Source organism: Bacillus sp. HSf4 (genome assembly GCF_029537375.1).
GTDB classification, from domain to species: domain Bacteria; phylum Bacillota; class Bacilli; order Bacillales; family Bacillaceae; genus Bacillus; species Bacillus sonorensis_A.
Map to the genome: position 1 here is coordinate 4,122,682 of NZ_CP120679.1, position 15,595 is coordinate 4,138,276.

Consider the following 15,595-nt stretch of genomic DNA (forward strand, 5'->3'; position numbering starts at 1 on the left):
TTAAAGGGGTGTGAGATAAAGGGAATGGAACTACGGGAAAAAGTTGTTTATGAAGAAAGTCAAATTTTAAAGAAAGACCATGTGATTTTTGGGGGAGCCGTCTTTTGCTTCTGGTTTGCTACATATATTTATGTCCCTGTTTTTGGATTGTATTTAGGGAACATCGGTTTCTCCTATTCAGCGATCGGGATTATTTTGGGAAGCTACGGCATCACACAGATTTTGTTAAGGTTCCCGTTCGGGATTCTGTCGGATGTCCTTGCCCCGCTGAGAAAACAGCTGTTTATCACAGGCTTTGCCATGTCCCTTTTGAGCAGTTTGATCTTTTTGTTTTTCGATTCGTTTTTGATGGTGATCACCGCCCGGCTTATGGCAGGGATTACCGCAGCCATGTGGGTGATGGCAACCGTTTTATACGCGCAGTATTTTACAAAAGACCGTTCTGCGAAAGCGATGGGGATTCTGCAGTTTTTGACGGTTTTGCCGCAGTTTGTCAGCATGGCTGTCAGCGGATATCTCGTCCATTTATTCGGCTGGATGTTTCCGTTTTGGATCGGGGTCATCGTTTCATTTATCGGTCTGGTTCTCTCGTTTTTTATTAAAGATCAGGGGGCGCGGGAGCCGGTTAAGGGGATGAGGCTGTCAGACTATGTGAAACAGACTTGGAGACTGCCGCGATTGAAAGCGATTGCAATTCTGTCGTTTTTAGCCCACGCCGTTTTGTTTATGACGGTGTTCGGATTCACGCCCATCTATGCAGAGACGATCGGAATCAATGAAGAACAGCTGATCTGGATCATGTGCGCGTTTTTTATTCCTCAGGCGGGAGCATCTATATGGTGCATCTTCTACAATACGAAGCGCGCGGATGGCCTTATCTTCGTGTCTTATGTGATAACGGCTGTTTTTTTTGGCCTTCTGCCGTTTGCAAAAACGCTTTTCACCGTATGCCTGATACACGCTGTGACCGGACTGACATTAGGATTTATTTTTCCGCTTCTGGTTAGCCAGGTCGTGCAGATCGGCACCCCGAAGCTGAAGATGTCTGTCATGGGCTTTTATCAATCCTTTTATGCGCTCGGTTTTTTTCTCGGCCCGATTGCGGCCGGCAAAGTGGCCGAACAGTTCGGCCTGCGCGAGGTCTTTTGGTTTGCAGGCGCTTTGTCATTAGGGGGGGCAGGAGTGATGCTGGTTTCCAGGCAGTTTATTACCCGTACAAAAAGCAGGCGGTGATGATGCCTGCTCTTTGTATGCGGGTGCATACGGTCACTTTTTTAATAAGGATCTTCACTATGCCCTTTTTCCTCCGCCTGCTTCGGCGCGTCTTCCGCACCTTCCGCTCCGATCGGTTCCCTGCTGGATGTATTTTGACTTGAGGCGTTTTTCAAGCCTTCCTCGATCCTGCTTCCATATTCCGAATCACATTGCTTGAACAGATCGATCATTTTCGTTTGAATTCTGTTGTCACATGGAGCGAGTGTATTGACCAGGTTTGTGATCAATTCGTCTTTTTCCCGATCATCGAATTGCCTGTAGGTCTCTCCCGCCTGTTTAAAATTATTCTGCCTGTCGATCGATTCGCGGACCAGATTTCCTTCAACATGCGGGGTGTATTCCTTGCCGTCCTGTTTCGCTTCTTTCAGCCCGTTGATGGTTGAAGGTTCATAGTTGATGTGCGGACTTTGATTTTTGCCTAAATCGACCTTGTATTGCATCTGCCCTCCCCGCTGATTGGTCGCCACCCTTTTTTTCGGAGCATTGATCGGCAGCTGGAGATAGTTGGGCCCGACTCTGTAGCGCTGCGTGTCTGAGTAGGAAAAGGTTCTCCCTTGCAGCATTTTATCATCGGAAAAATCGAGCCCGTCCACAAGCACGCCCGTCCCGAATGCAGCCTGCTCCACTTCTGTAAAATAATCTTCAGGGTTTCGATTGAGCACCATTTTGCCGACAGGAAGCCATGGAAATTGATCCTCTGGCCAGAGTTTGGTGTCATCCAGCGGATCAAAATCGAGCTCCGGATGATCATCATCGCTCATGATTTGCACGAACAGCTCCCACTCCGGATAATCTCCGCGCTCAATCGCTTCATACAAATCTTGTGTGGCATGATTGAAATTCTTCGCCTGAATCTCTTCCGCTTCATTTTGCGTCAAATTTTTAATGCCTTGTTTCGGCTCCCAGTGGTATTTCACAAGGACGGCTTCCCCTTCTTTGTTCACCCACTTGTATGTGTTCACGCCGGACCCCTGCATTTGCCGGTAGTTTGCAGGAATACCCCATGGTGAAAACAAGAAGGTGATCATATGCATCGCTTCCGGAGTATTTGAGATAAAATCGAAGATTCTTTCGCCATCCTGAAGGTTTGTAACAGGATCAGGCTTAAACGCATGGATCAAGTCAGGGAATTTGATGGCGTCGCGGATAAAAAAGATCTTTAGGTTGTTGCCGACAAGATCCCAGTTGCCATCCTCAGTGTAAAACTTGACCGCAAATCCGCGCGGGTCACGCAGCGTTTCCGGTGAAGACATCCCGTGCGTAACCGTGGAAAAACGGACAAATACAGGAGTTCTTTTGCCTTTTTCCTGAAACAGCTTCGCTCTCGTATACTTTGAAACCGGTTCGTCGCCTGCCGTCCCGTAAGCCTCAAAATATCCGTGCGCACCGGCTCCCCGCGCATGGACGACCCGCTCCGGAACCCTTTCTCTGTCAAAATGGCTGATCTTTTCTAAGAAATCATAGTTCTCCAATGTCGAAGGGCCTCTATTGCCGACGGTCCTGATATGTTGATTGTTTGTTACAGGATGCCCCTGGCGGTTTGTCAATGTGTCGTCTGTTTCCATATCGGACTTTTGCTGATTTGAGCTGTGCTCCATCTTATACACTCCTTTATTTGGAATCGTCCTTAATTTATCCCAATTCGGGAAAGTTATTCGGAATCATGACACTATGTAATCATCGATAATAAATTTTTATTTATAATTATTATAAATAAATATTGTTTTTTTCTTGAGAAGTGTTATCATTATTTTGTAATGAAATTTAACGCGAGGTGATCCTTTAATGACGACAAACCAAAACAACCTGACAACCAGCTGGGGAGCTCCGGTTGGCGACAACCAAAACTCAATGACGGCTGGTTCCCGGGGACCGACTCTAATACAGGACGTCCACCTGCTTGAAAAGCTCGCACACTTCAACAGAGAGCGCGTGCCTGAACGGGTTGTTCATGCAAAAGGCGCCGGTGCACACGGTTATTTTGAAGTGACAAATGATGTTTCAGCATATACAAAAGCCAAATTTTTATCAGACGTAGGAAAGCGCACACCATTATTCGTTCGTTTTTCAACTGTCGCAGGTGAAAATGGTTCAGCGGATTCCGTCCGCGATCCGCGCGGATTCGCTGTTAAATTTTATACAGAGGAGGGGAACTACGATCTTGTCGGAAACAACACACCGGTGTTCTTTATCCGCGATGCGATCAAATTCCCTGACTTCATTCATACACAAAAACGCCATCCGGTCACACACTTGAAAAACCCGGACGCCGTTTGGGATTTCTGGTCATTATCCCCTGAATCCCTGCACCAGGTCACAATCCTGATGTCCGACCGCGGCATTCCCGCCACTTACCGGCATATGCACGGCTTTGGCAGCCATACATTCAAATGGGTCAACGCCGAAGGCGAAGGGGTTTGGGTCAAATACCACTTCAAGACAGAGCAGGGCATTAAAAACTTGACCGAAGAAGTGGGCACAAAGATTGCGGGCGAAAATCCCGATTATCATACGCAGGATTTATATGAAGCGATTGAAAAAGGAGACTTCCCGGCCTGGAGGCTTTACGTTCAGATCATGCCTTTGGAAGACGCTGATACGTATCGTTTTGATCCATTTGATGTCACCAAAGTATGGTCGCAAAAAGATTATCCTTTGATTGAAGTCGGCCGCATGGTTCTAAATCGAAATCCGGAAAACTATTTTGCAGAAGTGGAGCAGGCGACATTCTCTCCTGGAACATTGGTGCCCGGCATTGAACCGTCTCCGGATAAAATGCTGCAGGGACGCCTGTTCGCATATGCGGATGCCCACCGCTACCGCGTAGGCGCTAACCACAACAGCCTGCCGATCAATCGCCCGAAAGCGGAAGTCCGCAACTATCAGCGCGACGGCCAAATGCGCTTTGACTCAAACGGCGGCGGTTCCGTCTATTATGAACCGAACAGCTTCGGCGGACCTGCGGAAGCGCCTGAACAAAAAACAACCGCTTATCCGGTATCAGGTTCGGCTGACAGTGTAGCTTACGACCATCATGACCACTACACGCAAGCGGGTGATTTATACCGCCTCTTAAGCGAAGAAGAACGCACCCGTCTTGTCAACAATATCGTAGGTTCAATGAAACAAGTAACAAAAGATGAAATTAAGCTTCGCCAGATTCAGCATTTCTATAAAGCTGATCCGGAATATGGCACACGCGTCGCAGAAGGGCTGAACCTATCTGTCCCGCAGGAGGCTAAAGCATAAGTTTTTCATTTTCTAAAACTTGCAGGCATCCGTCACAGCCAAGCGGATGCCTGTCCTTAATTCAGAATGGCAGGGGATGTTACATGTGGAAGAAGAACAGCTCGTTTTTTTATTAAAGAAACGCGGCTTGCGGGTGACAGCTCAGCGGGTGCTGATTTTAAAAACGATCATTACTTTAAATGACCACCCGTCAGCGGAAGATATACACCGCGAATTGCCTTACATGAGCCTGCCGACGATATACGGCAATTTGAAATTATTTGTGAAGCTCGGCATTTTAAATGAACTGCCTTATGGAGATGGAAAAAGCAAATATGAACTGTTTGAATCACAGCATTATCATGTCATCTGTAAATCATGCGGCAAAATCGTAGATTTAGAATATCCACAGCTCAAAGAGGTTGAACACGCAGCCGCACAGTTGACGCATTTCAAAGTGAATACGCATTATTTAGGTATTTATGGCGTCTGTACGGCATGCCAGGAGCAACAGAGGTGAAAAAACATATGAAACGAAAAAAAATCGGCCTGCTCGTCATGGCTTATGGAACTCCTTATCAAGAAGACGATATCATTCCCTACTATACGCACATCCGCCATGGAAAAAGACCGACCGATGAGATGATCGACGACCTGAAAAACCGCTACAAGCATATCGGCGGGATCTCTCCTTTGGCAAAAATAACGGAGGCTCAGGCAAAAAAACTCGAAGATGTGTTAAACTCCCGGCAAAATGAAGTGGAATATGTCTCATATCTCGGCTTAAAACACATCTCTCCGTTTATCGAGGATGCGGTTGAGCAAATGAAGCGGGACCACATTGAAGAAGCCGTTTCCATCGTCTTAGCCCCTCACTATTCCACCTTTAGTACCGAAGTCTACAACCGGCGCGCCCAAAAAGCCGCGGAAAACATCGGCGGCCCCCGGATCGCGTCCATTGATGAGTGGCATCAGGAAGAGGGCTTCATCCGTTACTGGACAGAAGAAATCAACCGGATTCTTAAACAGATGTCTCAAGACGAATTGCAAAAAACCATTGTGATTTGCTCAGCCCACAGCTTGCCGGAAAAGATCAAGGAGCATGGCGATCCATATCCAGATCAGCTTAAAGAAACCGCAAAACAGATCGCAGAACGGCTGCCTTTTGACCAGGTCACTGCCGGCTGGCAAAGCGAAGGCAATACACCTGACCCTTGGCTCGGTCCCGATGTACAGGATCTGACCCGAAAGCTTTACCGGGAAGGCTACAGATCCTTCATCTACGCTCCAGTCGGCTTTGTAGCCGACCATCTGGAGGTTCTTTATGATAATGACTATGAATGCAAAGTCATTACAGACGAGCTCGGCGCCCCTTATTACCGTCCGCCGATGCCGAATACCGACCCCCGTTTTATCGATGTGCTTGCCCGCGTCGTATTAAAAAAAACTGCCGGTCATTTTACAACAGAGCTGGTTTAGCAGCTCTGTTGTACTTCATAAAAATGTGTGCCTCTTCACCATCGGCACAAGTAACCATAACACCCATCTGCAAAACGTCCCCTTTTTTCAATCAAATATGACAAATACTCCCCCACCTTGATACGCTTCGCCTCAGATTCATGCCTTTTGTCATAATCACCAGCTTATAGCCGACTCCAACTCACTTCATGATTATTCAGATAATTCAGTTTTATGTGCTATGATCTCCGTAATTCCAATAAAAGGGAGGGTTGATCGTGTCCAACCTAGTCTATCCGCCATAAATGCAAGCGCTTCCTAAAAGGGTTTTAAAAAAGAAAAAAGGAGGAATACGATGAAGAAAATCATCAGTATCATGTTCATTTTTGTTTTGGGGATTATCGGATCGTTATCAACAGCGGTTTCCGCAGAAGCGTCATCTTCATTCAAGGCAGGCCCGCTTGCCGATTTCAGCTTGACGGGCTTCGCTTCTTTAAACGGCGGAACAACCGGCGGAGAAGGCGGCCAGACAGTGACCGTCACGACGGGAGATCAGTTGCTCGCGGCACTAAAGAATAAAAGTTCAAACACGCCCTTAAAAATTTATGTCAACGGCACAATCACAACCTCCAATACATCGGCATCAAAAATTGACATCAAAGATGTATCAGACGTATCGATTGTCGGCTCCGGAACAAAAGGTGAATTAAAAGGGATCGGCATTAAAGTGTGGCGCGCCGAAAACATCATCATCCGCAACTTAAAAATCCATGAAGTCGCATCAGGCGATAAAGACGCGATCAGCATTGAAGGGCCTTCCAACAATATTTGGGTCGATCATAATGAACTGTATCACAGCTTGAATGTTGACAAAGATTATTATGACGGATTGTTTGATGTCAAAAAAGATGCAAAATACATTACGTTCTCTTGGAACTATGTGCATGATGCGTGGAAATCCATGCTGATGGGCAGCTCAGACAGCGATAATTACAACCGGACGATCACATTTCACCATAACTGGTTTGCAAACTTGAATTCCCGCGTTCCAGCATTCCGATTCGGTGAAGGCCATCTTTACAACAACTACTACAGCAACATTATCGACAGCGGCATCAACTCAAGAATGGGCGCCCGTCTCAAAATCGAAAACAACCTCTTTGAAAATGCCAAAGATCCAATTGTCTCCTGGTACAGTGATAAACCTGGCTATTGGGATGTGTCCAACAATAAATTTGTCAACTCGACAGGCAGCATGCCGACTACATCGACAACATCCTATAAACCGCCTTACAGCTATTCACTCGACAGCGTGGACAATGTGAAATCAATCGTCAGGCAAAATGCCGGCATCGGTAAAATCAATCCTTAATACCTCCAGATGGAAACGTCCGGGTTCTTCGGACGTTTCCGCTTTTATTCCTCATACTTTTTCCATACCTCAGGCAGCCATTGGGACAGTTCATGTGCAAGCAATGTATGGGGCGAGCGGGATGTTGTCCAAGCGTCGGCACAGGCGCCGTGCAGATGGACAGCATTCAGCACCGCTTCTTTCGGGTTTTCGTGGCAGCACAGCATGCCGAGAATCATTCCGGTTAATGTATCACCCGTACCTCCTTTTGCCAATGCGTTGTTACCGGTCTGGTTTCTCCAGCACTCTCCATCGGGAAAAGCGATGACCGTTTCATTTCCTTTCAAAATGATCGTTACACCGAGTTTGGCCGCCCATTCTTTCGTAAGAAAAACGCGCTCTGCTTGCACCTCTTGAATGGACAGACCGGTGATTCTCGAAAATTCTCCTGGATGCGGCGTCAAAATCGTCGGTGCTTCGCGAGACGGGTACATTCGTTTTGACAAAGCACCGGCATCAAGTACAACCGGGCATTCTTCCTTCAATACCATACGTACTGCCCGTTCTGTTGCTTTAGACGGAAGGAGCCCGGGGCCGAGGGCAATCGCCCGAAAGCACATCTCCAATTCCCCATTTCCCACCCTTTTCAAGCCGTCCCGCCAATAGGTGGCTTCAGGCAGAACAGGAACGATTAAAGGCACCGCACCCGCTGATGTGCCGATGACAAGCTTTCCGATGCCGCTTCTCATCGCGCCATAGCCCGCGAGCAGAGCCGCCCCCGGCATATCATCGCTTCCGGCCAGCAGCAGCCCTGTTCCGAATGTTCCTTTATGGCTGTCCTTTCCCCTTTTCGGAAGGGTTGCTTTCACCCGTTCTTTTGTCCAAATCGGCGGTTTTTCTTCAGCCATTCTTCTTCACATCCTTTTAAATCAAACGTTTGTTTAAACTGTGAACCCTATTCTTATTTTGCCACAGAATGCCCTTTGCCCGTCATGTTCCTCTTCATGAAAGCTGGCGGCTTCAAATATGTTCCCAATCTCCACAGCCATTCAAACGGCCCTATGCGAAACCGGCTGGTCCACCAAACGCTGGCTGCCGTCTGACAAAGAAAAAACAAAGCGGCAATACCGATGCCGGCCAATACGCCGAGCTTTCCGAACAACCCCAGACCATACCCGTAAAAAATAAAGGTCATAACGATGCTTTGTGTGAGGTAGTTTGTCAGCGATAATCTTCCAACGGCTCCAAAAGGTTTTAAAACGCGCTGTCCCCCTTTAGACTGCGAGATCAAAACAATTCCCGTCAAGTAACAAAATGTCAGCGACAGCGGTCCGACGCCTTCACTCAGCATATAAACGGCCGGATTATCCCAAACAATCGGCAGTGTTTTCAAAGGAATACCGAGAGCGAGTGTCACAATGAAAACTTTGCGGATTCCCTTCAAATAAAGCCGGGGCTGATGGAGCCATTTTTTCTTCGCCGCATATAAACCGAACAGAAAAGGAGACAGCGTAAAAATAGGAGCGATCAATAGGATCATCACCATGACCATCCATTCCGGAAGCTCATCCTCAACACCGAATAAAGGAACGACCTCATTCGCCCGGTAGGACACGATCTCCCAATAGTCTCCGTTTTGCATCACCAGGGCCGTGCGCTCATTAAATGCCGCTAATTCCTGATCAGGCTCCGCCCCTCCGCTTCCATAGCAGATGAGAACATAGAACGCGAATAGACTGACCGCCCAAATCAAAATGGTCTTCGGTTTCCGGTTGATAAACAGAAACAACAGGCCGATTCCGATGATGCTGTAGCTGAGCAAAATGTCTCCATCCCAAAGAAAATAGCCGTGCAAACCGCCAAAGGCAGCCAGTATCAGAAAGCGCCGTATAAAAATGCGACGATATGTCACGATTCCCTTTTGTTCCAATCTGTCTTTCATTAACACCATACCGTAGCCGAATAAAAAAGCGAACAGCGGCATAAAGCTGCCGACAGCAAAAATCCTTGTCCATTCATATGCCCAGTGGTCATAGGATGGCAACGGTTTAAAGGATAAATCCTCCCACATCCCATATTGAAACAACAGCATGTTTGCCAGCAGAATCCCGAAAAGCGCAATCCCCCTCGCTTGATCCAACCAAATCACCCGCTCTTCCCGCAGTTGAATATTCAATCGTTTCCTCTCCCTCACCTGTCATATGAATTGATTATATCAATGGCCGCTTAACCCCAGTTAATCTGCTCCTTAAAAATGGCTAAAAACTGCTAAAGAAAAAGCAGCTTCAAATGAAGCTGCCCTTTCGATCCTCATGCCGCAACGCCGGCGCATCCAGCTGATATAGCCGCTGATAGCGCTTGTTTTCTTGCAGTAAATCTTGATGTCTTCCTTCCATTTCAATTCTTCCGTTTTCGAGAAAAAGAATCCGATCGGCCGCTTCAGCTCCCGCCAAATGGTGGGTGATCCAAAGAACGGTCTTTCCGTCAAGCGCTTCAAACATCGTCAAAAGCAGCTCTTTTTCCGTTATTGGATCAAGCCCGACGGTCGGTTCATCCAAAACGATAACAGGTGCACCCTGCAATAGAATGCGCGCCAGTGCGATCCGCTGCCGCTCTCCTCCGGAAAAGCGGCTCCCCGCCTCCTGCACTGATGTATGATAACCGTCAGGAAGCGATTCAATCAGATCATGAAGCTTGACCTGCCGCGCCGCCCAGTACACTTCTTCATCGCTCGCTTCAGGATTGCCGAGACGGATATTATTTAAAATCGTCGTATCAAACAGATACGGCTTTTGATTTAAAACGCCGACAATCCGGGAAATGTCATCTTGCAGGGCAACGGCTTCAATTCCGTTAAAAGCGACTCGTCCTGCGTCTGGAGAAAGCGCCCCCTCGATCATGGTCAAAATCGTTGATTTACCCGCACCGCTCGGTCCGAGGAGCGCGATTTTCTCCCCTTGCTTTACGGTAAAAGAAACACCGCGCAACACCGGATGGCCGGATTCATATGAAAATGAAACATTGTCAAAGCGGAGGGTGACATCGTCTAAACCGACTGCCTCGGCAGTTTCAGGCGAAACGGCATCCGCTTCCGCTTGTGCGGGCCTGAGCTGCTCCATGCGCCGCAGCGAATCCTCGTACGCCGGGATCGCCCCCGCCGCATCAGAAAGCGGAAAGAATGCTTCTGTCAGAGGAAACACCACAAGGACAAACGCGGCAATGAACGTATGGGGCAATCCGCCTTCCGCACTTAGACCGCCTGCCCACATCAGCATCAGCAGCACGAGTCCGGCTGCAAGACACTGGACGGCAAAGTCCCTCCAGCGCGAAAAACGCTGGCGTTTTCTCTCGATCTCCAACCACCTGTGCTCCTCTTCTTCATATGCATCGATAAAGTCGCTTTGCCGACCGCTGAAAACCCAGTCGCTCACACCCATGACGCCATCGGTCAAGCGGCGGTAAAGCCGGCTGCGGCCTTTTTTCAGCTCGATGTTTTTCGCCCTTGTGACAAGCAGGGAAACGAGCGGAACAAGAAAAACGAATACTGCCGCATAGATCGCGATGAGTCCGGCAAACGGCCATGAAAAACTTCCGAGAGCGACGATGAAGATGGTATACAAAAGCAAGGCGGAAATGCCCGGAAAAACCGTCTTCAAATACATATCCTGCAAATGCTCGATATCATCAGCCAAAATTCCGAGCATATCGCCTGTACGAAAACGCGAACGCAATTTCAGCGCCTGAGGTTCAAGCATCCGGTACAGGCGAACACGCATGTCCGATAGAATTTTCAATATGATATGGTGGCCCGTCAGCCGCTCTACATACCGGGAAACAGAGCGTAAAATCCCAAAGGTGCGGACGGCTACGATCGGCACGTAAATCATCAACACATTTTCCGGACGAGTCGCCGCTTTGGAAATCAAATAACCGGACGTAAACATAAGGGATGCGGCAGAGGACACCGTTAGTCCGCCCAGCAAGACCACAATGATTAAAAGCTTCATATTCTTTTTCACATACGGCAGCACCCACCGGTCTTCCTTTTTCATGATACACCCCCAAAAGACTGCGCCTGCACGAGATCGTAGTAAACCCCGCGCTTTTCGATCAGTTCTTGATGTGTTCCGGTTTCAGCCACTTTCCCATCCTGCAGCACGATGATTTCATCCATATCAAGCATCCAGTGCAGCCGGTGGGTCGCCAGCAAGACGAGCTTATCCTCAAACAGCTTCAGCATCGTTTGCTTCATGTCATATTCTGTTTCGACATCCAAGTGTGCGGTCGGTTCATCCAGCAAGAGAACCGGACGATTTCCGAGAAAGGCCCGGGCGATGGCGATCCGCTGGGCTTGCCCACCGCTCAATGCCCTTCCGCCTTCGCCGATTTGTTCCCCGAGTCCTGAAGGAAGCTGCGCAATCAGCTGTGAAAGTCCCGCAGCCTTTGCCGCCTGTTCGACTTCTTCGTCTGAAGCGCCTGGATGATAAAAGCTGATGTTAGCGCCAAGTGTATCCGGAAAAATAAACGGATGCTGCGGAATATAAAGCAGCTGCCGCTGCCAGCTTTCCGCCTGAAGATGCGACCGTTTTGCACCTCCGATTTCGATAGCGCCGTTTTTTGTTTCCAAAAAACCGCCCAGCACATCGATGAGTGTAGACTTCCCCGCACCGCTTGCACCAATGATTCCGATTTTTTTCTTTCCTTTAAAAGAAAGGGAAATATCGGTTAATGAACTCTCTCCCTCTTCACCGTGCTGTACAGAGACACCTCTAAGCCTGATTTGACTCTCAGCTGACCATTCATCAAGCTGAAGCGGTTCCTCTTCTTTAAATGAAGGAGCGTTAAGAATCGCTTTTATCGCTTTTCCGGCTTCCTGGCCGTTTAATGTGGCGTGGTAGTCATTGCCGACTTCCCGGACCGGGAGAAAAAATTCGGGAGCAAGCATCAAGATCGCGAGAGCCGGACCGAGCGCGATATGTCCTTCGACAAGGCCGAGGCCAAGAAAAACGGCTACCGTCGCGACAGACAGCATCGTAAAAAAGTCGAGGGCAAATGATGAGAGAAAGGCGATTCTAAGCGTGCTCATCGTCGCCTTCCGGTACCTTTCGCTCACCTTAAAGATATTTTTTGTATGTGATCGGCTTAACCCTAAAAACTTCAAAGTTTCCAAGCCGCGCAGCGAGTCTGTGAAATGATTGGACAGCGTTTCATATGTTTTCCATTGCCGGTCTGCCTTTCTTTTCGCGGCATAGCCAAGCAGAATCATAAATGCTATTAAAATCGGCAGCGCCACAATCAGCACTACGGCGGATGTTCTGTCTTTGAAAAAGACATAGCAGACGACAGCCGCCGGAATAACAGCCATGCTGATCATTTTCGGAAGAAACAGCTCCAAATAGCGGCGGAACTGGGCAATCCCTTCCATCGCAAGCGTCACCACATGGCCGGTTCCTTCGGTTCTCGCGAGACGCGGCCCTGATTGAAAAAGCTTTTCAAGAAAGCTTTTCCGCATGTCGGCTCCGGTCTTTGCGGCGTAGTCATACACAGCCCGCTGCTTCACGACTGTGATGGCATGGCGGAGAAGAAACGCCGCCAAAAAGAAGGCCGCCAATGAATAAACCGAATCCACTCGCCCGCCATTGAACAGGCGTGTCACCGCTTGTGCGAGCCATTCCGCCTGCATGATCACAGCAGCAGCCTGAATGCATGTCAAAACGGCAAGCAGTGCGAGAATCCGTTTGATCCCTTTATATTGAAAAAGCTCTTTTCCCATTAATAAATCATTGGCTCCTTGCTGCTGACCCGTTTCCGGAATACATAATAGCTCCATACTTGATAGCCGAGCACAAACGGCAGCAGTGCGAGCGCGACGATCGTCATGACTTTCAATGAATAGTCGCCTGATGAAGCATTATACACCGTCAAATCGTAGGCGCTTTTGATAGAGCTGATCATCACGCGCGGGAACAGCGCCGTAAAGATCGTCGCCACCGTCAGCGCGATTCCAGCTCCAGTCATGGCAAACGTCCAGCCGTCGCGTTCTTGTTTCATAAACACAATGGACAGCACATAGCAAACGACGATTAAGGCGGCAAGCGGTATCGTGACTTGTCCGCGCCCTGTAAATAAATCCGTTTGAAAAATCGACATCCCAACAAAGACCACAAGCGCTGCCAGCGCCGCAAACACGACTTTTTGAGCGAGACGTCTTGCACGATCTCTGAGATCGGCATCGGTTCTAAGCGTAATAAAGATCAGTCCGTGCAACAGACAGAGCAGGGTGACGGTGACGCCTCCTGTCACAGAATAAAGATTCACGTAATCCGTAAAACCGGCGTGAAGATTCATATCAGCATCGATCGGCATGCCCCGCAGAATGCTTGTGAATAAAACGCCGAACAAAAACGGAGGCAGAATGCTGCCGAAAAATACGACCCAATCCCATGTTTTCTTCCACTTAGCCGCCTCCACTTTTCCTCTGAATTCAAAAGCGACGCCCCGGCCGATCAATGCCAACAGGACAAAGACGAACGGTATATAGTATCCGCTGAACATGGTCGCATACCAATTCGGAAAAGCCGCGAAAATCGCGCCTCCCCCGGTCAGCAGCCAGACCTCGTTCGCATCCCAGAAAGGTCCGATCGTATTGATCATCACCCTCCGTTCAAGCTCATTCCGTCCCAGAAACCGGGTGGCCATGCCGACGCCAAAATCAAAACCTTCCAGAAAGAAAAATCCCACGAACAACACAGCGACCAATATGAACCAAAGCTCATTAAGAGATACCATGGTAAACCTCCTGATCAAACGGGTCTGTCGATACAGAGCCATCATGATGATGCTCATGATGTTCAGCCCCTTTTTTAATCTCGCGGATAAACAAGTAAACAAGAACGATCGCCAGCACGAGATAAATCGCGGTAAACGCGATAACCGAGAACAGAAGCATTCCCGCCGATACGTTCGGTGAAACGGATTGCGCCGTCGTCAAAATGCCGAAGACCGTCCACGGCTGGCGTCCGATCTCAGTCATGATCCAGCCCGCCGTGTTCGCGATGAACGGAAACGCGATCAGTGCGACCATCGCCCGCAAATACCACTTGCTTGACTCAAGTTTTTTGCGGAAGCTGAGGAAAAGACCGGTTAAAGCGGCAAAAATCATCAATATCCCGGCGCCGGCCATGATTCTGAAGCTCCAGAACGTCGTTTTCACCGGCGGAATGTAGTTTCCTTCGCCATACTTCTCTTCATATTGTTTTTGCAATGTTTTCATTCCCGGCACATCACCGCTGAATTGTTTGTACGCCAGGTAGCTGAGCGCATACGGAATGCTGATTTCTGATTTGTTTTCCTGCTTGTCCGAATCAATATTGGCCAAAACCGTCCATGCCGCCGGATCGCCGCTGTCATCCCAAAGCGCTTCACTTGCCGCCATTTTCATCGGCTGGCTTTTCATCAGATGCTGTGCCTGTTCATGCCCGCTGAAAGCCACGCCGAGGCCGGAAACCAGCGCCACAACCAGCGCGATTTGAAAAGACTTTCTGAAAAACAGCATTTCCTGTTTTTTCAGCATTTTATATGCACTCACACCGGCAATAAAAAATGAACCGGTTGCAAGCGCGCCGAAAATGACATGGGGAAATTCCACCCAAAGCTGCGGATTCTTGATGATGGCGAAGAAATCGGTCATTTCCGCACGGCCGTTTTTGATCGCGAAACCAACAGGCTCCTGCATAAATGAATTGGCCGCCAAAATCCAAAACGCCGACAGCATAGTGCCCAGCGAAACAAGCCAAATCGACAGCAAATGAACCTTTTTCGGCAGGCGATCCCAGCCGAATATCCACAGGCCGATAAAAGTGGATTCCATAAAGAATGCCAAGAGCGCCTCCACAGCAAGCGGAGCGCCAAACACATCCCCGACAAAGCGGGAGTACTCCGACCAGTTCATTCCGAACTGAAATTCCTGCAGAATACCTGTCACTACACCGACGGCAAAGTTAATTAAAAATAAATGCCCCCAAAATTTAGCCATCGTCCTGTAAATGTCTTTTTTCTTGGTCACATAAAGGGTTTCCATCAATGCAACCATAAAGACAAGCCCGATCGACATCGGCACAAAAATAAAGTGAAAAATCGTTGTTGAAGCAAATTGAAATCTGGCTAAGATTAATTCGTTCATCCCCTGCTTCCTCCATTTCCAAAGTTGATCACAGATCATGAAGTTTGTTCAACATTTCACAATAGATTGATGAAAGGTGACGCTGTTAAACGCCCTTTGAA

General features: G+C 48.5%; 12 protein-coding genes. 5 read left to right on the forward strand and 7 right to left on the reverse strand.

What is annotated here, in order from left to right; all coding sequences use genetic code 11:
- Nucleotides 1-24: 24 nt before the first annotated feature.
- Entirely contained in the window at nt 25-1,233 is a 1,209-nt protein-coding gene (locus P3X63_RS21300; RefSeq protein ID WP_026589247.1) for an MFS transporter, read from the forward strand.
- Between the two features lie 41 nt (nt 1,234-1,274).
- Here P3X63_RS21300 and P3X63_RS21305 read toward each other — a convergent pair whose 3' ends face one another.
- A complete protein-coding gene (locus tag P3X63_RS21305) occupies nt 1,275-2,873 on the reverse strand; it encodes a catalase (protein WP_026589248.1) in 1,599 nt (532 codons plus the stop codon).
- A gap of 187 nt (nt 2,874-3,060) precedes the next feature.
- On the opposite strand from P3X63_RS21305, the gene katA reads away from it, so the two are divergent.
- The 4 genes from katA to P3X63_RS21325 all read left to right on the forward strand — a co-directional run bounded on the left by katA (nt 3,061) and on the right by P3X63_RS21325 (nt 7,333).
- Nucleotides 3,061-4,524, forward strand: a complete 1,464-nt coding sequence (gene katA, locus P3X63_RS21310; protein ID WP_026589249.1) for a catalase KatA — start codon at nt 3,061-3,063, stop codon at nt 4,522-4,524.
- Nucleotides 4,525-4,609: 85 nt separating this feature from the next.
- Nucleotides 4,610-5,023 carry a Fur family transcriptional regulator gene (locus tag P3X63_RS21315; RefSeq protein WP_026589250.1) on the forward strand — a complete coding sequence of 138 codons (414 nt, stop codon included), beginning with the start codon at nt 4,610-4,612 and terminating at the stop codon, nt 5,021-5,023.
- A gap of 8 nt (nt 5,024-5,031) precedes the next feature.
- The gene (gene hemH, locus P3X63_RS21320; protein WP_026589251.1) at nt 5,032-5,982 is read left to right on the forward strand and encodes a ferrochelatase; all 951 of its coding nucleotides are present in this window, start codon (nt 5,032-5,034) and stop codon (nt 5,980-5,982) included.
- Nucleotides 5,983-6,316: 334 nt separating this feature from the next.
- Nucleotides 6,317-7,333 (forward strand): pectate lyase family protein, encoded by a 1,017-nt coding sequence (locus P3X63_RS21325; protein WP_026589252.1) that lies wholly within the window; start codon nt 6,317-6,319, stop codon nt 7,331-7,333.
- A gap of 44 nt (nt 7,334-7,377) precedes the next feature.
- On the opposite strand, the gene P3X63_RS21330 is transcribed toward P3X63_RS21325, so the two are convergent.
- The 6 genes from P3X63_RS21330 to P3X63_RS21355 all read right to left on the reverse strand — a co-directional run bounded on the left by P3X63_RS21330 (nt 7,378) and on the right by P3X63_RS21355 (nt 15,494).
- A complete protein-coding gene (locus tag P3X63_RS21330) occupies nt 7,378-8,220 on the reverse strand; it encodes an NAD(P)H-hydrate dehydratase (RefSeq protein ID WP_277691959.1) in 843 nt (280 codons plus the stop codon).
- A gap of 53 nt (nt 8,221-8,273) precedes the next feature.
- Complete coding sequence (locus P3X63_RS21335) at nt 8,274-9,488, reverse strand: DUF418 domain-containing protein (protein ID WP_051290442.1); 1,215 nt, start codon at nt 9,486-9,488, stop codon at nt 8,274-8,276.
- 109 nt (nt 9,489-9,597) lie between these two features.
- A complete protein-coding gene (cydC, locus tag P3X63_RS21340) occupies nt 9,598-11,364 on the reverse strand; it encodes a thiol reductant ABC exporter subunit CydC (RefSeq protein WP_277691961.1) in 1,767 nt (588 codons plus the stop codon).
- Nucleotides 11,361-13,085, reverse strand: a complete 1,725-nt coding sequence (cydD, locus tag P3X63_RS21345; RefSeq protein WP_277692957.1) for a thiol reductant ABC exporter subunit CydD — start codon at nt 13,083-13,085, stop codon at nt 11,361-11,363. Before cydD ends, cydC begins: the two co-directional genes overlap by 4 nt.
- Nucleotides 13,085-14,101: a cytochrome d ubiquinol oxidase subunit II gene (gene cydB, locus P3X63_RS21350; protein WP_277691962.1), complete on the reverse strand. Its 1,017-nt coding sequence runs from the start codon at nt 14,099-14,101 to the stop codon at nt 13,085-13,087. Before cydB ends, cydD begins: the two co-directional genes overlap by 1 nt.
- Nucleotides 14,088-15,494: a cytochrome ubiquinol oxidase subunit I gene (locus P3X63_RS21355; RefSeq protein WP_026589257.1), complete on the reverse strand. Its 1,407-nt coding sequence runs from the start codon at nt 15,492-15,494 to the stop codon at nt 14,088-14,090. The genes cydB and P3X63_RS21355 overlap by 14 nt, the downstream gene beginning before the upstream one ends.
- Nucleotides 15,495-15,595 lie beyond the last annotated feature (101 nt).